General features: G+C 59.7%; 19 protein-coding genes. 10 read left to right on the plus strand and 9 right to left on the minus strand.

The window, feature by feature from the left end; all coding sequences use genetic code 11:
• Positions 1–4: 4 nt before the first annotated feature.
• Positions 5–442, minus strand: coding sequence for a hypothetical protein (locus tag ACZ5IL_RS13700; RefSeq protein ID WP_464592227.1), 438 nt, complete (start codon positions 440–442; stop codon positions 5–7).
• A gap of 340 nt (positions 443–782) precedes the next feature.
• Here ACZ5IL_RS13700 and ACZ5IL_RS13705 point away from each other — a divergent pair, with 340 nt between their 5' ends.
• On the plus strand, positions 783–926 hold the full coding sequence (locus ACZ5IL_RS13705; RefSeq protein ID WP_464592229.1) for a hypothetical protein: 144 nt from the start codon (positions 783–785) through the stop codon (positions 924–926).
• A 248-nt stretch (positions 927–1,174) separates the two neighbouring features.
• Positions 1,175–1,627, plus strand: a complete 453-nt coding sequence (locus tag ACZ5IL_RS13710) for a hypothetical protein (RefSeq protein WP_464592231.1) — start codon at positions 1,175–1,177, stop codon at positions 1,625–1,627.
• Between the two features lie 266 nt (positions 1,628–1,893).
• On the opposite strand, the gene ACZ5IL_RS13715 is transcribed toward ACZ5IL_RS13710, so the two are convergent.
• Positions 1,894–2,304, minus strand: coding sequence for a (R)-mandelonitrile lyase (locus tag ACZ5IL_RS13715; RefSeq protein ID WP_309774604.1), 411 nt, complete (start codon positions 2,302–2,304; stop codon positions 1,894–1,896).
• A gap of 190 nt (positions 2,305–2,494) precedes the next feature.
• On the opposite strand from ACZ5IL_RS13715, the gene pxpB reads away from it, so the two are divergent.
• Genes pxpB through ACZ5IL_RS13730 form a run of 3 tightly spaced genes read left to right on the plus strand, consistent with a single transcriptional unit; the run spans position 2,495 to position 5,058 of the window.
• Positions 2,495–3,226 carry a 5-oxoprolinase subunit PxpB gene (gene pxpB / locus ACZ5IL_RS13720; protein ID WP_464592233.1) on the plus strand — a complete coding sequence of 244 codons (732 nt, stop codon included), beginning with the start codon at positions 2,495–2,497 and terminating at the stop codon, positions 3,224–3,226.
• Positions 3,223–4,260: a 5-oxoprolinase subunit C family protein gene (locus ACZ5IL_RS13725; RefSeq protein ID WP_464592235.1), complete on the plus strand. Its 1,038-nt coding sequence runs from the start codon at positions 3,223–3,225 to the stop codon at positions 4,258–4,260. The genes pxpB and ACZ5IL_RS13725 overlap by 4 nt, the downstream gene beginning before the upstream one ends.
• Positions 4,261–4,290: 30 nt before the next feature.
• Positions 4,291–5,058 carry a LamB/YcsF family protein gene (locus ACZ5IL_RS13730; protein WP_464592237.1) on the plus strand — a complete coding sequence of 256 codons (768 nt, stop codon included), beginning with the start codon at positions 4,291–4,293 and terminating at the stop codon, positions 5,056–5,058.
• A gap of 8 nt (positions 5,059–5,066) precedes the next feature.
• Here ACZ5IL_RS13730 and ACZ5IL_RS13735 read toward each other — a convergent pair whose 3' ends face one another.
• From ACZ5IL_RS13735 to pcsA, 4 genes are all read right to left on the minus strand, one after another.
• Positions 5,067–5,222 carry a hypothetical protein gene (locus ACZ5IL_RS13735; protein ID WP_464592239.1) on the minus strand — a complete coding sequence of 52 codons (156 nt, stop codon included), beginning with the start codon at positions 5,220–5,222 and terminating at the stop codon, positions 5,067–5,069.
• Between the two features lie 180 nt (positions 5,223–5,402).
• The gene (locus tag ACZ5IL_RS13740) at positions 5,403–6,377 is read right to left on the minus strand and encodes a quinone oxidoreductase family protein (RefSeq protein ID WP_464592241.1); all 975 of its coding nucleotides are present in this window, start codon (positions 6,375–6,377) and stop codon (positions 5,403–5,405) included.
• A gap of 79 nt (positions 6,378–6,456) precedes the next feature.
• Complete coding sequence (locus ACZ5IL_RS13745) at positions 6,457–7,182, minus strand: TerC family protein (protein WP_464592243.1); 726 nt, start codon at positions 7,180–7,182, stop codon at positions 6,457–6,459.
• The gene (pcsA, locus tag ACZ5IL_RS13750) at positions 7,175–7,912 is read right to left on the minus strand and encodes a phosphatidylcholine synthase (RefSeq protein WP_464592245.1); all 738 of its coding nucleotides are present in this window, start codon (positions 7,910–7,912) and stop codon (positions 7,175–7,177) included. The genes ACZ5IL_RS13745 and pcsA overlap by 8 nt, the downstream gene beginning before the upstream one ends.
• A 150-nt stretch (positions 7,913–8,062) precedes the next feature.
• Between pcsA and ACZ5IL_RS13755 the strand changes: the two genes are divergently transcribed.
• Entirely contained in the window at positions 8,063–9,289 is a 1,227-nt protein-coding gene (locus tag ACZ5IL_RS13755; RefSeq protein WP_464592247.1) for a UbiH/UbiF family hydroxylase, read from the plus strand.
• A gap of 91 nt (positions 9,290–9,380) precedes the next feature.
• Complete coding sequence (gene hspQ, locus ACZ5IL_RS13760; RefSeq protein ID WP_464592249.1) at positions 9,381–9,713, plus strand: heat shock protein HspQ; 333 nt, start codon at positions 9,381–9,383, stop codon at positions 9,711–9,713.
• A 71-nt stretch (positions 9,714–9,784) separates the two neighbouring features.
• Here the strand turns inward: hspQ and ACZ5IL_RS13765 are convergent, their stop codons facing one another.
• Positions 9,785–10,576, minus strand: a complete 792-nt coding sequence (locus tag ACZ5IL_RS13765) for an invasion associated locus B family protein (RefSeq protein ID WP_464592251.1) — start codon at positions 10,574–10,576, stop codon at positions 9,785–9,787.
• Between the two features lie 530 nt (positions 10,577–11,106).
• On the opposite strand from ACZ5IL_RS13765, the gene ACZ5IL_RS13770 reads away from it, so the two are divergent.
• From ACZ5IL_RS13770 to ACZ5IL_RS13780, 3 genes are all read left to right on the plus strand, one after another.
• Positions 11,107–12,822, plus strand: coding sequence for an extracellular solute-binding protein (locus ACZ5IL_RS13770; RefSeq protein WP_464592253.1), 1,716 nt, complete (start codon positions 11,107–11,109; stop codon positions 12,820–12,822).
• Between the two features lie 4 nt (positions 12,823–12,826).
• Entirely contained in the window at positions 12,827–14,329 is a 1,503-nt protein-coding gene (locus tag ACZ5IL_RS13775) for an AMP-binding protein (RefSeq protein WP_464592255.1), read from the plus strand.
• Between the two features lie 85 nt (positions 14,330–14,414).
• The gene (locus ACZ5IL_RS13780; protein ID WP_464592257.1) at positions 14,415–15,644 is read left to right on the plus strand and encodes a GGDEF domain-containing protein; all 1,230 of its coding nucleotides are present in this window, start codon (positions 14,415–14,417) and stop codon (positions 15,642–15,644) included.
• 6 nt (positions 15,645–15,650) lie between these two features.
• Here ACZ5IL_RS13780 and mfd read toward each other — a convergent pair whose 3' ends face one another.
• Both mfd and ACZ5IL_RS13790 read right to left on the minus strand, forming a co-directional pair.
• Positions 15,651–19,175, minus strand: coding sequence for a transcription-repair coupling factor (gene mfd / locus ACZ5IL_RS13785; RefSeq protein WP_464592259.1), 3,525 nt, complete (start codon positions 19,173–19,175; stop codon positions 15,651–15,653).
• Positions 19,172–19,459, minus strand: a complete 288-nt coding sequence (locus tag ACZ5IL_RS13790) for an FAD assembly factor SdhE (protein WP_079446548.1) — start codon at positions 19,457–19,459, stop codon at positions 19,172–19,174. The genes mfd and ACZ5IL_RS13790 overlap by 4 nt, the downstream gene beginning before the upstream one ends.
• Between the last annotated feature and the right edge of the window lie 119 nt (positions 19,460–19,578).

The raw sequence follows: 19,578 nt of genomic DNA on the forward strand, positions 1-19,578 counted from the left end.
GGCCTTAATTCTGGGTGCAGGTGCCCGACTGCCCGGTGCCCGGCTTGTAGGTGCCGCCATTGGCATTGCAGCCGGTTTTCAGCTTGGCGCAAAGGGCCTTATCTTTACAGAAAGCGTCCGATTGCGGACCGATGTCGGCGGCAAATCCCATCTGCTGGCCGGCCTGTGATGGTTTGGTGCAGACGCCTGACGAACCGTCCGGCTTGCTAGGCGAATATTTATAGCCGGCACCCTCGCAGGCCGCCTTGAGCCGGGCGCAACTGAAATTGCTGTTGGGCTTGTCTCCCTTGCTGTTGCAACTGCCGACAGCCTGTCCGGCTGAGGTCGGCGGCGGTTCGGAACGTATCGTCGCCCCTGGGTCTGGCTTGGTCATGGGCTGTGCCAGCGCGGTGGCCGAGGCGAAAATCAAGAGTGCTGCTGTAACGAGACTACGTCTGATCATCTTCGTTCCTCCGGGGCTACTTACGACAGATTGCCGGTCCTTGACCGACGTGAGACTTCTCATCTGACGGTGACAACGCTCCGGGGGTTCAAGGGCAGTGGTAACAAATCGTTTGCGGATAGCCCGTCACCTCGGGCGACGGTCGCAGCTGAGCTTTCGCGCAACAGCATTCGGGGCTACGTCGCCCGTCTCAAATTTATTTCTTGCTCCATCTCCCGGTGGGGACGATGCATTCCAATATTATCCCTCATCTCTCGCGATACGGAGTCGCGGAGGTGTTGGTCGCTTTCGCGACCGGCAAAAATCGTTTCGTTTCGCTATTTGGAGGCGCGTAAAACCCATGCCCGTGTTGATGTTTAGCGCGATCCTCGGCTGCGGCCTGCTCTTCTATGTCAGCTATCGCTACGTGCGATCTCATCCCCCCATGCGGGAAGAGCAAGAGGCACCTGAAGATGCACCTAAAGAGATCGCGAAAGGCGATTGAGCGACTGCGCCTGTCATTCTTTTCTGGCGCGTGAAGCTGATCGCGCTCGTCATGTTAAAGCGAGCGGTGTGAAACTTTCTTTTACATATTGATATATCAGGTTTTTTAATTCGTTTTGAGGGCGTTCTGAACAGACAAAAAACCGCCCATATGCCCCCATACTCAGACCTGTATGGGGAACGGATGCGTCGGTAACGCGCGGACTTGGGCCGCACCGCCGTCCCCACCTAAACATGGGGAACAGCCAGGTGAGTGAAAACGACCCGACCGAATACGCTCTCGCGGCGATTGCGGTTCACCTCAACAAACCGGAGACATCCAACGAAGCCGGCGCCGGCGGCGCACCTGAGGCTGAGACGGCAGAAGAGCCCGGCTTCGAACCGGAGGAGGACATACTAACGGCGGAGCCAGATGCGCTCGAGCTCTCTTCCAACCTCAATGAGGCTGACAGCTACACAAAGTACGGCCCTGGTCCCCTCGTCGCAGTTCGGTTCAAGTGGACGACACGCCGCGGCGACAAAGACCAATATTTCGTTGATGAAACGATCGGAGAAAGCTCCTACCCGCTTGTCAGCGGTCCGATGACACACGAAGCCGCAATCAAGTTCGTCGACGATCGTGAACGTGACGCCTGCCAGCGGTTTGAAACTCTGCGAAGTGAGATGGCTTGCGGAGAAACCGGTCAGCGCGCTAGCGAATAGTTGGCGGCCCGACTGAAGAACTGACCTCTCTGAGCCGAACGTCATGCGGCTCCGTCGAAAAGGCGAGCGGCTTCCACCTCGACGCATTGTGAGTGACTTGGACTACATTCCGGAGATCTTCGAACTCCCAAGGTCGCACATACAATTCCGACAGGCATCTTCCGCAGGGCACCCCTGAACCCCGCTGAACCAATAGATCAGAATTTTGATCGATCTTCTTGTTTTTAACTCTTAAGCCCTGCCGTATGGGCGGGGCTTTGATGTCGTCAGCTGCTGACCTTGCCGGCATATTCCTCGTCGGTGACATGCTCCATCCAGGTGACGGCACTTCCGTCAAGGGATTCGTGCACCGCGATATGAGTCATGGCGGCAGTCGGCCCGGCGCCGTGCCAGTGCTTTTCTCCCGGTGAGAACCATACCGTGTCGCCGGGGTGGATTTCGCGGATCGGCCCGCCCTCGGTCTGGACCAACCCAACGCCGGAAACCACGTACAGCGTTTGGCCGAGCGGATGAGTGTGCCATGCAGTGCGCGCGCCCGGCTCGAATGCGACGCTCGCGGCGAGGACACGCGAGGGCGCGTTCACGGTAGCGATGATCGGCTCAACTGAAACCGTGCCGGAGAAGTATTCCTTGGGTCCAGGTTTTGCCGGCCGCGACCCTGCTTGATGGATATCCATGTTGATCCTCCCTGGGTTGCCGCGCACGCTACAGCGCTCTGAGCGCTGTCGCGCCTCTTCGCCGATTACAGCATCCTGTGAGCTCGCCATCAATAATTCATTGAATTTGCATACACTATTCTTGAGATTTCACCCGGCATTCCTGAGCGTCCGCTCGGGCCAACCGCGCTGGCGAACTTATTGATCGGTCATGGACGCATCCTTGTCTCCGCCTCGCCTTCTGCCAAGCGGCGACGCCGCCATCACGGTGGAATTCGGCCGCAACATCGACGAGCAGACGAACCGTCGTGTGCTTGCACTCGATCGCGCGCTTTCAGACACGCCAATCGACGGCGTTACGGAAACGGTGCCAACTTATCGATCGCTGCTTGTTCACTACGACCCCGTTCGGATCGGTTTCGAAGAACTTGGGGAGCGCCTGTCGGCACTTGCGCGATTGCCAGTGCCTCCGACCACCCCGGCCCGGCGCTGGCGTATCCCCGTTGTCTATGGTGGCGAGAACGGCATCGATCTGGAAGATATCGCGAAGGCGTTGAATGTCACGCCTGAGGATATCGTGGCGCGTCATGTCGCCGGCGACTATCGTGTCGCCATGATCGGGTTTACGCCGGGCTGGTCCTATCTTAGTGGCCTCGACCGTTCGCTACAGATGCCACGGCTGCAGAACCCGCGCTTGCTGACGCCTTCGGGTGCAGTTTCGATTGGCGGTCTTCAGACGGGTATCCAGTGCCTCGCCGGACCCAGCGGCTGGCGCCTGTTGGGACGAACCGCTGCGCGTACCTATCAGCTCCATCGCAATCCTGTTTTCCTGCTCGAACCGGGAGACGCCATCACGTTTTATGCGGTCGACGGCAAGCAATTCGCGGAACAGAATCGCGCTGCCGAGCGCGGCGAGTTTGTCGCGCAGTTGGTGACTTCGTGAGCAAACTTGTTGTCACGGCGGCCGGGCCAGCGACCTCGGTTCAGGACGGCGGCCGCTATGGCGCGCAGCGCTATGGGTTGACGCCAAGCGGTGCAGCGGATCGCCTGGCACTGGCTGCTGGTAACTGTCTGGTCGGCAATCTACCCTTTGCCGCTGCGGTTGAAATCGGCCCGTTCAGCACAAGCTTCGTGGTCCGCGAAGGCAAGGTGCGCGTTGCGCTCACGGGCGCCGCGCGGGATGCTGAAGCTTCGGGACGACCGGTTTCGTTCAACGAATCCTGCACGCTTGGTGACGGCGACAGCCTGACACTCTCTGCTGCGCGCGGTGGTACCTTCAGCTATCTCGCGATCGAAGGCGGAGTGAAGGGTGAGCCGATGTTTGGCAGCCTCGCCGTTCATGCACGCGCTGGCCTTGGCAGTCCGTTTCCGCGGCCGTTCCAGGCCGGCGACGTGCTCGATGTGGATGCGGCAAAGGCTGGGGTCGAGCACGGGATCGAACTTCCTGCTCAAGCCGATGGCCCGATCCGCGTCGTAATGGGTCCGCAAGATGATGAGTTCGGTGATGCCATAGAACTGTTTGTTGGCAGCGAGTGGAAAATCTCGGCGACGAGCGATCGCATGGGTTATCGCCTCGAAGGTCCCATCATCAAGCATCTTTACGGCCATAACATCGTCTCCGATGGCACCGTGAATGGCAGCATTCAGGTTCCCGGCAACGGACAACCGATCGTCCTGATGCCGGATCGCGGCACCAGCGGCGGCTATCCGAAAATCGCAACCGTCATTACAGCGGACCTCGGTCGCTTCGCCCAAATTCCCATGGGCCGCAGCTTTCGATTCAAGGCGGTCACTATCGCCGAAGCACAGGCTGAAGCGCGCGCGATGGCGCGCCTATTGCGGGCATTGCCCGACTGTGTCTGTAAGGTGCGCAATACGGACATCAATGATGTGTTGCAAAATGCCAATATCGCCGGAACCGCGGTGAATGCATTCGACAGCGGGACGTGGCAGACTTGGCCGCCTTTGGAGCCATAAAGGGTTCTTACTCCTCGCATCGGACGGACCATGACGATCGACCTCAACTGCGATCTCGGCGAGAGCTTCGGTGTTTGGCCGATGGGCGACGATGCTGCAATGATCGAGCTTGCGACCTCTGTTAACATCGCCTGCGGCTTCCACGCCGGCGATGCGGACACCATGAAGAAGACTGTCGATCTCGCCAAAACACACGGCGTTAGCATCGGCGCACACCCTGGCTATCGCGATCTGCACGGCTTCGGGCGGCGGCCGATCGCCGGTCTTACGTCGAGGGAAATCGAAAATCTCGTCGCTTACCAGATCGGCGCTCTCCAGGCGATCGCCACTATGGCCGGGCATAGGGTCACGCATGTGAAGGTGCATGGCGCGCTGTCCAACGTGGCTTGCGAGGACGATACGACCGCGCGCGCGATCGCTTCCGCGATCAAGGCGGTCGACTCCGATCTCGTCTTCATGGTGCTTGCGAACTCGCGCCTCGTTACGGCCGGTGAGGCTGCCGGTCTGCCGATGGTGCATGAAGTGTTCGCCGACCGTGCCTACGAAGACGACGGATCGCTGGTGTCGCGGCGCAAGCCGGATGCGGTGCTGCACAACGCGGACGAGATCGCTCGCCGCGTTGTGAGAATGCTTCAATCCGGCGAGGTCATTTCAATCACCGGCAAGACGATCAAGATGCGCATGGACACCGTCTGCATTCATGGCGATACGCCGGGTGCGGTCAATATCGCGCGCGCATTGCGCAAGGCGCTCAAAGATAACGGCATCGCGGTCGCGCCGTTCAGGGCAATGAAATAATAGCTCCGTCAGAACGGATGGACAGCGAGCGAGCCGAATACCACCGCGGCGATCAGGGCGAGTGAGCCATAGAGTGCAAGTGTCTGGAGCCGTAACATCGTTCGCTCGGTTCGCTCATTCAGGCTACGGGCGCTAACGTTCAGGCGGTCGGATCGTTGTTGCATCTTCGGCCCTCCGGCTCAACACGGGCTAACAATGAACGACGGTTCCCATCAGAGGCAAGATCGTAGAGGAAAATAACGATACGATTCTTCAAAACGCGGCATATCCAGACAGAAATTCTCCCCTCCCCGTTGTACGAAAAATTCCATTCGCGGGTGGTCCGGATACTGCAACATGTGCTTTTACGGCTTGAGGATTATGGCTCCTGTCGTCCGGCGACTTTCCAGGTCCGTTTGAGCTTTCGCTGCGTCCTTCAGCGCGTAGGCATGATTGATCTGAAGGTGCAGCTTGCCATTGATGACGGCGGCGAACAGCGTATCGGCGCCTTCAAGAAGCTCACTGCGCGTCGCCACATAGTCGTTCAGCTTCGGACGTGTGGCAAACAGTGAACCATGATTGGAAAGTTCGGCCAATGCAAACGGTGGCACTCGACCTGAAGCGTTGCCGAAACTGACGAATAGTCCGCGCGGCCTTAAGCAGGATAGCGAGCCTGGAAACGTGGCCTTGCCGACGCCGTCGTAGACCACGTCGCACAATTCGTTGCGGCTGATCTGTTTGACGCGCGCGACAAAATCCTCCTCCTCGTAAAGGATGACGTGATCGCAGCCATTGGCCAGCGCGAGGTCCGCCTTGGCCTTCGACCCTACGGTGCCGATGACGTTCGCGCCAAGCGCCTTCGCCCACTGGCAGGCGAGAAGCCCGATGCCGCCCGCCGCGGCATGGATCAGCACACGATGACCGTGCTCGACCTTGAAGGTCTTGTGCAGGAGATACCAGACCGTCAGCCCCTTAAGCATCAGCACCGCGCCCTGCTCGTAGGTGATGTGGTCGGGCAGTTTAACCAGCTTGTCCGCCGGGATGTTGCGGTCGGTCGCATAACCGCCAAGATCAAAATAGTAAGCGACGCGGTCGCCGGGATGAAAATTGGTGACCCCCGGTCCAACGGAGACGACTTCGCCAGCGGCTTCATTGCCGACGATAAACGGCGTGACCGGCATCTTGTAGAGCCCGCTGCGATAGTACACGTCGATGAAATTCAGGCCGATCGCATGTTGTTTGATGCGAACCTCGCCTTGTTCCGGCGCGGGTAAGTCCACGGCCTCATAGACAAGCGCCTCGGGACCGCCGACCTGATGAACGCGTACCGCCCTGGTCATCGTCCCTCTCCCTGCCTTTTGCATCAAGAGCGAAAGACATTGGACTGATGTTGTCAACCAGCGAAACGCCTCCAGGAACTCAGCCGCCCGCCTTCTCGCGATTGCGCCTCGCGAGCACGTTGAACATTTCCACCGCCGCAGAGAAAGCCATCGCAAAGTAGATATAGGCGCGCGGGATGTGGAAATGGAATCCGTCGGCCACGAGCGCGACCCCGATCAGCACCAGAAACGCTAACGCCAACATCTTGGTTGTTGGGTGTTTGCTGACAAACCGGGAAACCGGCCCCGACGCTAGGTACATGACGAAACATGCGATGATGACGGCTGCGATCATGATCTCGAGATCTTTCGCCATGCCGATTGCGGTGATGATGGAGTCAAGAGAAAATACCAGATCGATGATGATAATTTGCGCGATGACCCAAAAAAATGCGCGTGGTTTCGGCGCTTCGCGCTCCTCGTGTTCTCGCGCTTCCACCTCTCCATGAATCTCGTGCGTGGCCTTGGCGATCAGGAACAAGCCGCCGCCGATCAGGATGATGTCGCGCCAGGAAAATGCGAAGTCTTGCACCGTTAGCACCGGCTCGGTCAGGCCGATCAGCCAGACCAGAACGGTCAGCAGAGCAATGCGGAAGATCACCGCCAGCGCCAGGCCGATTTGGCGCGCGCGCTTCGCTTGCTTTGGCGGAATCCGCGAAACGATCACTGACAGGAAAATGACATTGTCGATGCCCAACACGATCTCGAGCACAGTCAGCGTCAACAGTGCAGCCCATGCTTCAGGGCTGGTCAGCAGTTCAATCATCAATTTCTGGCCTCAGGAGACGGATCACGGCATCGCCACAGACGATGTAGAGCGCAATGGCGCAAAGCACGGCGGTGACCGGCATTGCCACATTGAAATCGTTGGCAATGGTCATCATCGCAAGCGCAGCCCATACAGCGATCAGCGACAGATTGAAACCGCGAAACCGCTTCACCCGTACCGGATGTAATACCTTGAAGGGAACGAAAGTCAGTACGATAAGCGCAGCGATGGCGAACGCCGATGCCGCCGGCGATGGACGCAGCAGGAACAGATAGAACGCCGCGGCATTCCAGAGCGCCGGAAAGCCGCGAAAGTGGTTGTCCTCTGTCTTCATCCGGCGATCGGAAAAATAGAGTGCGCTGCTGATCACAATGCCTACACCCAGCAACGGTGCGGCGAGCGGAAGCAGCAGGCCGCTCGCGGTAATGGCATAGGCCGGAACGAATACGTAAGTGAGGAAGTCGACAACCAGATCCAGGGTTTCTCCGGACCAGTTTGGCTGCGCTGCTTCGACATTCAGCCGCCGCGCCATCGGCCCGTCGAGGCCATCGATCAGGAGCGCGAGACCAAGCCAAGTAAACATGGCTGTCCAGTGCTCTCGTACCGCTTCCAGCATGGCGAGCAGCGCAATTCCGGCCCCACTAGCTGTGAAGACATGGACGAACAGCGCGGCAGCGCGCGACGTTCCGGGTCCGGGTGGCGGGTCCTGCCGGCTTGGTTGGCTCATTTGCACATCTTGCTATCAGGAATCGGACTGGTTTGTATAATGGTCGTTGCGGCGTTCCGCCGCGCGAGCGATCGGAAACGACTCCTGCCGGCTACGGCAATGCTCGTCTGCGGGCTTGAAAATGTCACTGCGAATGCCGATTGTTGATCCATGAATGAGAGTACGAAACCGGTTGCGATCTTTGATGTCGCGGTGGTGGGCGGGGGGCCTGCCGGATTGGCTGCCGCGATCGCCCTCTCCCGTGCCGGTGCACGGACGGCGCTGATCGCGCGGCGCGTTGGCTATGGCGATAATCGGACGACGGCCCTGCTCGGCGGTTCCGTCGATCTTTTGCGGCAGCTTGACATATGGCCCCGCTGCGAGGCCGATGCCGCCGCGCTCCGTGTCATGCGGCTCGTCGACGATACCCGCCGTCTTATCCGGGCTCCGGAGGTGCGTTTCTCCTCCGACGAGATCGGGCTCGATGCGTTCGGCTATAACATTGAAAACCGCACGCTGATGGCCGCCATGGAGGCGCGAGCCGTGGAAGCGGAAAACCTCACGCGGATCGACGGCGAGGCCGAGCACGTAACGCCGGACGATACTGTCGTCACCATCACAACCCGGCAGGGAGAGACGTTAACCGCTCGTCTGGCTATCGGCGCCGATGGGCGGCAGTCGCTCTGCCGCAAGGCTGCGGGCATCGGCGTCACACGTCGCGCGCTCGATCAGGCCGCATTGACGTTCAACGTTGCGCACAGCCGGCCGCACAAGAACATTTCCACCGAATTTCACACACCGCATGGCCCCTGCGTTTTCGTGCCGTTGCCCGGAGACCGCTCCAGCGTCGTTTGGGTCGCCTCTCCGAAGGAGGCGGCACGGCTCGCTGCGCTAACCGACGACGAGTTGGTCGAAGCCGCCGAACGGCAATCGCATTCGATCCTGGGACGGCTTCAGGTCGGCCAAGGGCGGAGTGTGTTTCCGCTAGGGATCGAGCAACCAGCGCGCTTTGCAAGCAACCGCATTGTACTGGTTGGCGAAGCCGCCCATGTACTACCGCCGATCGGCGCGCAGGGGCTGAACCTGGGCCTGCGTGATGCCGCCGATATCGCAGACGTTGTCCGCGACGCTCTCTCTTCCGGAAAGGATCCGGGCGCATCTCAGACTCTTGCGCGATTTGAAACGGCGCGGCGCAGCGACGTCCTAAGCCGGACGTTCGCGATCGACATGGCAAATCGGTCGCTGCTGAGCGATTTCTTGCCGATCCAGACTGCACGCGCGCTCGGGCTGCACTTGATCAGCAAGGTCGGTCCGCTCCGACGCCTTGCCATGCGCGAAGGTCTTTCGCCGTCGTGGCGGCAACGTCCATACAGAGAAACCGGATTTGGCTCAGCTTGAACGGCCGCCTCGGCCGTCCCAGTTAGCGGAACCCAATTCACTCAGTTTTTGCCTCTAGCTTAGGCCGCAATCCTGGTCTATTCGACCAAGGATGATGAAAGCGCTTATCGCCAAATTCCAGATCGGCCAAATCGTTCGCCATCGGATTTTTTCGTTTCGTGGCGTGATCTTCGATATCGATCCGGTCTTCAACAACACGGAAGAATGGTGGCTCTCGATCCCGGAGAATGTCCGGCCGCACAAGGACCAGCCGTTCTACCATCTGCTTGCCGAGAACGCAGATTCCGAATACGTGGCTTATGTGTCCGAGCAGAACCTTCTGCCAGACGATTCTGGCGAACCAATTCGACATTCGCAGGTCACAGAAATTTTCGTCAAGGACAAGTCCGGGGGCTATCGCCCTCGCAACCCGTCCCTGAACTGAGGGCGTAGTTACTCGTCAACAAAAAAAGCGCTCCGCGAGGAGCGCTTTTTCATTTGCGTGTTTGAAAAAATCTATTGCTTGGCGGTAGGTGCGCCGGCGCTCTGCTGAGTAGCTTCGAGCTTCGCGCGTGCCTCAGCGGCTCGCTTTTGCAGTTCTTCCTGGAGTTTCTTCTGGGTCTCCTCGAACACCTTGGGGTCGGTCGGCGGGCCGTCATAGGCCTTCGCGAATTCAGCGAGCGGCAGCGGCAGCGTCAGCGGAGCCCCGTTGGAATTGATCGCCTGCACAATCAGGTTCTGCCCCTTCTTCATGTGGCCGAGCATATCCGCTGTCAGTTCATAATCAGACATGCAGCCGTTGGTGAAGCAGATCACGTATGGGCTCTGCTGCGGCGGATTACTGTCGATAATGATCCGCGTTCCGTGGACGAGCTGCATCCCGAGCGGCAGCGTCACGCGAAGAATCTTCTTCGGCTCGCCTTCGGGCTCGATGATGACCGCTGCGATCACAGGTTGGCCGGATTCGATCCGTCCATCCTTGCCGGTGAAGCACACCTGCTTAGCCTTCTCGTCCTTACCCTTCAGGCAGAACTTGGTCCAGGGGGCATAGATCAGCTGCACCTGCTGGTCGGCTGGCGCTGCTTGAGTCGCTGGCGCGGCCTGAGCTGCTGGCGCTGCCTGAGCTGCTGGCGCTGCCTGAGTTGCTGGCGCTCCCTTTGCGGCCGCCGGTTTACCTTTGGAGGCGGCGGGCGCTTGCTGAGCGAAGGCGTCCGACACAAATGGAGCGGCTACGAGCGTCACCGCGGCGAACAAGGCAAAGGCCCGTCCGCGAGGCAAAGCGGATGCGGTCAAGAGACGAAAATTCATTGCGGAAAACCCTTTCCTGAACGCCAGCGGTCTCGATTCTATCATTCGCATTTCGTTTCAGCGAGCCTTACGAATGTTTAGAATCGAAGGACCGCTTGCAACCCAATTGCTGGCGGAGCTTCGAATTCGACATTCGCGTTCCCGACGCGGTCGGCTGACGAAAATGCCGAATTCACTCCACTAAGACCCGCCCCCGAAGGGCGGGTGTCGGTGCAGACCATTCGGCGGCTGTCTCTTAGTGAAATGAGGCGGTTACGTGACGGTTCGCACTATCATGGACAATTGCCAGCCTTCAATACTAGGGCGCATAAAAAGATCAATGGCAACATACGTTTTTTGACATCCCTTCAAACCGCGTCGCGGCGGTTGTGATAAAATTTTCTGTGCGTAAGTTCGAATCAAAACGGACCCGGTGTTTTCGATCGATACCGCGTTACCGCGGCCGGACAGGAGTGTGTCTGGCGCTCGCAGTCGGGCTGCTCGCTGCCGGATACCAAGGGGTTTCGGCGAATCCCGGCTACGCTATCGCAATGCATGGCAAACCGGTCTTGCCGCCTGATTTCAGCCAGATGCCCTATGCCAATCCGGACGCTCCCAAGGGTGGTCAGCTGGTTCAGAGTGTTCCCGGTAGCTTCGATAGCCTCAATCCCTTCATCGTCAAAGGCGTCGCGCTCCAGCAAATTCGAGGGTTCGTGGTCGAGAGCCTGATGGCCCGAGGCAACGACGAACCTTTCACGCTCTATGGCCTGCTGGCGGACAGGATTGAAACCGACGATGCCCGAACTTACGCCACCTTTCACCTCAACCCGCTGGCGCGTTTTTACGACAAACAACCCGTTCGTACCGAAGACGTGCTCTTTTCCTGGCAACTCCTCCGGGACAAGGGCCGCCCCAATCATCGTCAGTATTATTCGAAAGTTGCAACGGCAGAGGCGATCGATGAACGGACGGTGCGTTTCGATTTCGGTGGAACCGTGGATCGAGAACTGCCCCTGATCCTCGGCTTGATGCCTATTTTGCCGAAACATGCCATTGATGCCGCTACTTTCGAACAGACCTCGATGACACCCCCATTGGGGTCTGGGCCGTATCGCGTGACCTCAGTCAAGCCTGGAGCCAGTGTTACGCTGACGCGCAACCCGGACTACTGGGGGCGCGACCTGCCGGTCAATCGCGGCCTGTGGAATTTCGATGAGATCAGGTTCGATTTTTATCGAGAAGCCAATAGTCAGTTCGAGGCCTTCAAGCGCGGTCTGTATGATTTTCGTGTCGAGACTGAACCGCTGCGCTGGCACGAAGGGTACAATTTTCCGGCTGCGGGCAATGGCCAGCTCGTTCGCGAAGCCGTCAAGACCGGCCTGCCCGCGCCCTCGGAATATCTGGTGTTCAATACGCGACGGCCGATATTCTCCGATATTCGCGTCCGCGAGGCGCTGACGCTGCTATTCGATTTTGAGTGGATCAACCGAAACTATTTTTTCGGACTTTACAGTCGCGCTGGCGGCTTCTTTGTAGGATCGGAGCTATCCGCCTACGCGCGCGCTGCTGACGAAGGAGAGCGGTCGCTGCTGGAGCCGTTTCCGTCGGCCGTGCAGCCTGACATTCTCGACGGCAGCTACCGCCTTCCGATGACCGACGGTTCGGGCCGGGACCGCGAGGCCCTGCGGGCTGCCCTCGCCCTTCTGTCGCAAGCGGGTTATGAGTTTGACGGCACGGTTTTACGTCATCGCTCAACCAAAGTGCCCCTCGCCTTTGAAATCCTGGTGACCACCCGCGATCAGGAGCGAATCGCGCTGACTTACGCGCGTGATCTTAAGCGGGCCGGAATCGACGTGTCCGTGCGCTCAGTCGATGGCGTGCAGTTCGATCAGCGCCGGCTCGGGTTTGATTTTGACATGATCCAGAATCGCTGGGATCAATCGCTGTCGCCCGGCAACGAACAATCTTTCTACTGGGGCAGCGAAGCCGCCGACACTCCGGGCACCCGAAATTACATGGGCGTGAAGAACCCGGCGATCGATGCCATGATCGCAGCCATGCTCAAGGCCCGGCAGCGGGCCGACTTCGTAGATGCGGTTCGCGCGCTCGACCGGGTCCTTATGTCCGGATTTTATGCAATTCCGGTCTATAACGTTCGAGAACAATGGATCGCGCGCTGGAATCGGATAGAACGACCAGCAGCGACCGCGTTGACTGGATATCTCCCTGAAACATGGTGGCGAAGGCCGCCGAAGCCGGGCAAGTGACCTCGTGCTCCAGAACAATCCATCGCCCACGCTGGATGAACTATTCGACCGTATCCTTGCCAGGCAGCCGGATCAGCCGGCGCTGATTGATCCGCCCGACAAGTTGCGGGTTACGGGACAACCGCCGCGGCGTCTGACCTTTGCCCAGGCAGATCGGGCCGTATCAGCGTTGGCGGCCCACTTTATCGACGCCGGTTTGCCGGCCAATTCCGTCATAGCAGTACAATTGCCGAACACCATTGAATTGGTGCTGACAGTGCTTGCCGCCTATCGCGCCGGTCTGATCGTCGCGTTATTGCCCCAGCTTTGGCGGCAGGCTGAACTTACTGTTGCGATCAACCGAACGGGTGCGCGCGCGATCGTCGCCATGGGCAATATCGACGGTGTCGATCATGCCGATCTGGCGATGAATGCGGCTGCGGAGGTCTTCTCCGTCCGTCATGTCTGCGGATTCGGCAGCAATTTGCCGGAAGGAATGGTTCCGCTGGAAATTGCCGTCGATAGAAAAATCGACAACTCGCGGCTCGCGGTCCAGGATTCGCGCCGCGCCGCGCTGGTGACGTTCGAGGCCTCGGGCTCAGGCTTTCTCGCGGTGCCACGAACCCATGTAAACCTGATCGCCGCCGGGCTTGCCGTGTTTCTCGAGAGTGAATTGCCCCAGAGCGCAACAATTCTCTCGGCTCTCGCACCGTCGTCGTTTGCCGGACTGACTTCATCGTTCGTGATGTGGCTGCTCAGCGGCGGCACGCTGGCGCTGCATCATCCCTTCGACGAGGATGTTCTTGCGCAGCAGATCGAGACCGAACGTTGCGACACGCTGGTCGCGCCGGCTCCGCTGGCATTGCGGATGGCGGAAGCCGGCGTTCTGTCATCCATGCCGAGCCTGCGTCATATCGTGGGGCTTTGGCGAGTTCCGGAACAGGTGGCATCGAGCGCTCTCTGGCCCGACAACGGGTGTCAGATGACGGACGTCTACCTGTTCGGCGAGGTGGGTCTTTTCGCGGCTCGCCGGGCGGAGGATGGCTCCCCTGCCCCAATCATGCCCGGTCCTTACCGGGCGCCGCCTCAGGTTCCCATATCATCGACGGCCGGCGAAATCGTTTTGACTCCGAACGGAACGCTGGGGCTACGGGGACCGATGGTTCCGATCGCGGCTTACGCCCCGTCGGAACGGCCGTCCGATACCCTCGGCTCGCTGTCCCAACCGGACTTCGTGGATACAGGTTATGCCGCACGGATCGATCGCGCCACAGGCGCCATCGCCATCACGGCCCCGCCCGCTGGTGTCATGGCCGTAGGTGGCTACAGGTTTCTTGCACCTGATCTCCAGGAGTGGGCACGACGGCTCGGACCGAACGCCATGCTGACCGCGCTTCCCGACCGTCTGAGCGGCCATCGCCTCGCCGGGCGAGCCAGCGACAATACTCGCGCTCGCGAGGCGCTCACGGAACTGGGGTTGAACCCGTTGATGGTGGAAGCGTTTCGCGATCGTCGGGTGGCCGACTGATCGAATCCGGCACCATTCATTGACGCTGCATTAAGGGCAACAAACTAGGATCGTGAGCCTTGGTACGTATCCGGGTTCGTGAAAGATGTCCCAGCAAGGCCCGCTCATCGTTATCTCACACGGCGAGCGACGAGCGTCCCTAGTCATCCCATCATGCCAAAGCATCTTTCCCGTCATCGACATCGATTGGTCGGAAGCTTCCGAGGGCATCGAACTCCTTCAACCTGCAGCCGTCTTTGTCCCCACGACCGAAGGCGCGAACGGGGGATTGGATCGCCTTGCTGATCAGCTTGCTGCAATGCAGCCTTACGTTCCCCTGATCGTCGCCGATCCCGAAATGCCCTGTCCGGACAACGCGCTTCCGTTCTCGCTCCTGAACGGAGGGATCGATCGGTTTGACAGGCGTCTCAATGCGGCGCTACGCGTGCGAACGCTTCACAAGACCGTACTTCGGCGGCTTGCGAGTAATCCGGCGGTCCCGCGCCTGCCGGATTCGAACCCGATCGGGGATGCGACCGTTCTCCTGATTGGGCGCGGCGCCGCTTATCCCACGCTATCGGTTGCTTTTGGCGAACGGCTCGGCGTCGTCGGGGCGCTCAGCATCGAGGTAGCGGCGAAGCACCTCAACGCGCGCGATCTGGACGGAATCATTATCAGCGAAGGGTTCTCTCAGCGTGTGGTTGACGCGCTCTTGACTGTACTGGCTGAAGACTCGCGCTTTCGTAATTTGCCGATCGCGGTTACGTCCGGCGGCTCGTTGGCGAACTATGATCTTCCAAATCTCGAAGTGATGTCAGGCGAGCCCTATCACGTCGTAAGCACATTTCTGCCGCTGGTTCGACAGCAAGCTTTCGAAGCCCGTCTCCGTCGTACGCTAAGGTCCATGGATGCGGGTGGTCTCCTGGACCCACGAACCGGCCTTCTGACCCTGGATGCTTTCCACCGTGAACTAAACTCGGCAATCCATCAGACCAGATCCAGCGGGGCAAACATCTCTGTTGCCCGCTTCTCGCTTGGCCAGAAGCATGAACGCTCACTATTCGATGCAGCTCGTATTCTGAGCCGGCTCATGCGGCGAATGGATTTCGGTACGCTCGAAACCGACGGCTCGATCGTTGTGGTCTTCGCCGACGCCGATTTGCGCAACGCCCAGATGATCGCGCGACGGCTTTCGAGCGTGATGAAGCATACGACCCACAGTGTTAAACGAGCAATGCGAATCGATCCCCAGGTCGCCCTGACGGCATCAAGATCCGATGACTCCGTAGCGTCGCTTCTCAGCCGCTTGAATGAGAAGGCGCGTGCCGCGTCATGATAGCCGTTACGCCGCCTTGCGATCTTCCGCGAGATTGGCGAGCTGGCGCATGATTTCGGTGGTACCCATCAGGCGCTCCTCCGGAGTTTCCCAGTTCTGGAAGAACACGACTTTCATGTCGGGGCGAACCTTTGCCGCCTGTCCATGCTGACGGATGAAATAAACCAGCCGATCGGGTTGTGCGAACTTGTTGTCCCGGAAAGAAATCACCGCGCCTTTCGGTCCCGCATCGACCTTCTCGACATTGGCGCGGCGGCAATAGGCTTTGATCGCTGCGACCTTGAACAGGTAACGGACTTCGTCCGGCAATTGGCCAAAGCGGTCGCGCAGCTCCGCGGCAAAGTTATCGATTTCATCATCGGTGTCGAGGTCGGCAAGCCGACGATACAACGATAACCGAACTGCCAGATCAGCAACGTAGTCTTCCGGGATCAACACCGGCATCCCGATGGTAATCTGCGGGGACCAGCGATCATCTGCAAGCTCCGTCACGCCGGTCTTGAGATTCTCGATCGCCTCCTCCAGCATCGATTGATAGAGCTCGAATCCGACCTCCTTGATGTGGCCTGACTGTTCCTCGCCGAGCAGATTGCCGGCGCCGCGAATGTCGAGATCGTGCGACGCAAGCTGGAATCCGGCCCCCAGGGTTTCAAGCGACTGCAAAACCTTGAGCCTGCGCTCGGCCTGCGCCGTGATCTTATGCTTCGACGGCAGCGTGAACAGCGCATAGGCGCGCAGCTTCGAGCGGCCGACCCGGCCGCGCAACTGATAAAGCTGCGCCAGCCCGAACATGTCGGCGCGATGCACGATGAGAGTGTTGGCGGTCGGGATGTCGAGCCCGGACTCCACGATGGTTGTCGAGAGCAGGACATCGTACTTGCCGTCGTAGAAAGCCGATATGATATCCTCGATCACTGTCGGTGGCATCTGACCGTGAGCGACAGCAACCTTCATTTCCGGCACGTGCTTTTCGAGGAATTCCTTGACCTCGGCCAGGTCGCTCACGCGCGGTACGACATAGAAGGCCTGGCCGCCGCGATAGCGTTCGCGCAGCAGAGCCTCGCGGATCATCAAGGGATCGTGGGGCGCCACGAAGGTGCGGACCGCGAGACGATCGACCGGCGGCGAAGCGATGATCGAGAGGTCGCGCACGCCGGTAAGGGCCAGTTGCAGCGTGCGCGGGATCGGAGTCGCGCTTAGCGTCAGAACGTGGACGTGCGCCCGCAGTTGCTTCAGCCGCTCCTTGTGGCTGACGCCGAAATGTTGCTCCTCGTCGACCACCAGAAGTCCCAGGTCTCTGAACTTGATGGATTTGCTAAGTAAGGCATGTGTGCCGACGACGATATCCACCGAGCCGTCGGCAATCCCCTTCTTGACGTTCGTCAACTCCTTCGGAGACACCAGTCTCGATGCCTGCGCGACATTGACCGGGAAACCGCGAAACCGCTCGGTGAAGGTTTTCGCATGTTGACGTGCAAGCAGCGTTGTCGGCACGACGATCGCGACCTGCTTACCATCCAGCGCGACAGCAAAGGCCGCACGCAAGGCCACTTCGGTTTTGCCGAAGCCAACGTCACCGCACACCAGCCGATCCATTGGCTTGCCCCTCTCGAGATCCTCCAGCGACGCCTGGATGGCGCCGAGCTGATCCTCGGTTTCATCATAGGGGAAGCGCGCACAGAATTCATCGTAGAGACCGGACTGCACCGGCAGCTTCGGCGCATCACGCAAATGCCGCTCCGCGGCGATTCTGATCAATTCACCTGCGATCTCACGAATGCGGCTTTTCAGCTTGGCCTTGCGGGCCTGCCACCCACCGCCGCCGAGCCGATCAAGTTCGACATTGGCGTGATCGGAGCCGTAGCGCGATAGCAGTTCAATATTCTCGACCGGCAGGAATAGTTTGGTCTCGTTGGCGTAACGCAGTTCCAGACAATCGTGCGGCGCGCCGCCGACTTCCAGCGTCTGAAGGCCGACAAAACGCCCGATACCGTGCTCGACGTGAACAACGAGATCGCCCGCCGCAAGGCTGGTGACTTCCGAGATGAAATTATCGAGTTTGCGGCTGGCCTTGCGCGGCCGCACCAAGCGATCGCCAAGGATATCCTGTTCGCTGATGACCGCGACAGATTCGGTCTCAAATCCCGATTCTATTCCGACGACGGCCAGCATGACCTCATTGCGTGGCGTTGCCTGAACCGTGCGCCAGACATTGATGCTCGTCAGGTTGAGCAGCTTGTGATCCCTGAGCATGCTCGCCATGCGGTCGCGCGAACCCTCGCTCCACAACGAAACGATGACTTTCTTCCGCGTGGCCTGCAAGGCCTGCACATGGGACACGACGGACTCGAACACGTTGAGGGCAGCGTCCGCCCGTTCTGGCGCGAAATCCCGCCCCTGCCGTGCGCCCGCATCGATGACATTGAGAGCTTCGTCAGGCATCGCGAACGGCGTCAGTCGCGCCAGCGCCGCTTCATTGATCCGTTTCGTCCATTCATCTGGCATAAGGTAGAGACGGTCGGGCGAAAGCGGCTTATAGGGCGCGCCGCCGCCGGCGTGCTCAAGGGCCTCGCGGCGCGCTTCAAAGTAATCGGTGATCTGCTTGAAACGCTCGCCCGCGGCGTCTTCGCCCTGCGGCTCGATGGCGATGGCCGCGCCGTCAAGATAATCGAACAGCGTATCCATGCGTTCATGAAACAGCGGCAGCCAGTGCTCCATGCCCGGATATCGCCGCCCTTCGCTGACAGCCTCATACAACAGGTCATCGCGTTCCGGTGCACCAAAAGCCGCGACGTATCCCATTCGGAAACGCCGGATGGTTTCGGTGACAAACTGGAATTCGGAGATCGGGACGAGATCGAGCGAGCGTACGTCGAACAGCGTGCGCTGGGTTTCCGGGTCGAATGATCGGATCGACTCCAGCGAGTCGCCGAAGAAATCGAATCGGACAGGCTGGTCGAGACTGGAGGGAAACAGATCGAGAATGCCGCCGCGCACGGCATATTCGCCGGGTTCGCGAACCGTCGAGGAACGATTGTAGCCGTTGTGCTCAAGCCATGCGACGATCGAATCCATCGGCACCACATGGCCAGGCGCGACTGAGAGGGCCTGAGACGCAACGATCTCGCGCGCCGGCACGCGTTGCAGGATCGCGTTGATCGTCGTGAGAACGATCAGAGGCGCGTCGCTGCCGGTCAGACGAGACAAGCGCGCAAGCGTTGTCAGGCGCTGGGCAAGTACGCCTCCATGCGGCGAGACTCGATCGTAGGGCTGGCAATCCCACGCCGGAAACTGCATGACCGAAATATCGGGCGCGAAGAACTCCAGCCCGCGCGCCAGCTGCTGCATCCGCGGGCCATCCCGGCAGACCACCGCCAGGCTGACTGCCGAGACCTGCCGCCCCGCCTTGGCCTTGATGGCTCGCGCGAGGTCAGAGACGACAAGCCCTTCGGCGCCTTCCGCGACATTCGCGAGCGTCAGTGGACGACCCGGTGACAGCGAGTCTGCAGGCGATCGGGGAGCCGCTTTCATGCGGCCTGTCCCGGCCGAAATGACTTTATGCGATCAAACAGCGCGGTCCGATACTCGGAAGCCAGCGGAGCGCCGTCGCTGAGTGCTGCGTAAAGGTCCGGGTCCGGAACCTCGATCAAGCTTTCGAGATCGTTTAACTCCGCGTCCGTCAACGAACCAATCTCCTCATCAACGAATCGTCCAAGAATCAAGTCCATCTCGCGCATCCCGCGATGCCAGCAGCGATACAGCAGCCGTTTTCGGCGGTCATCCAGGCCACGGCTTGATCGTGTCGATCCTGTCATCCATCAATTCCAATCAAACGCCAAAAGCCCGGACGAGCCGGGCCGGCACCATATAGCCTTCGCGATAACGGATGTCAGCACCTGTCTCGCGCATTGCATAATCAGAAATTTGCATTCAA

Source organism: Nitrobacter sp. CN101 (genome assembly GCF_055390255.1).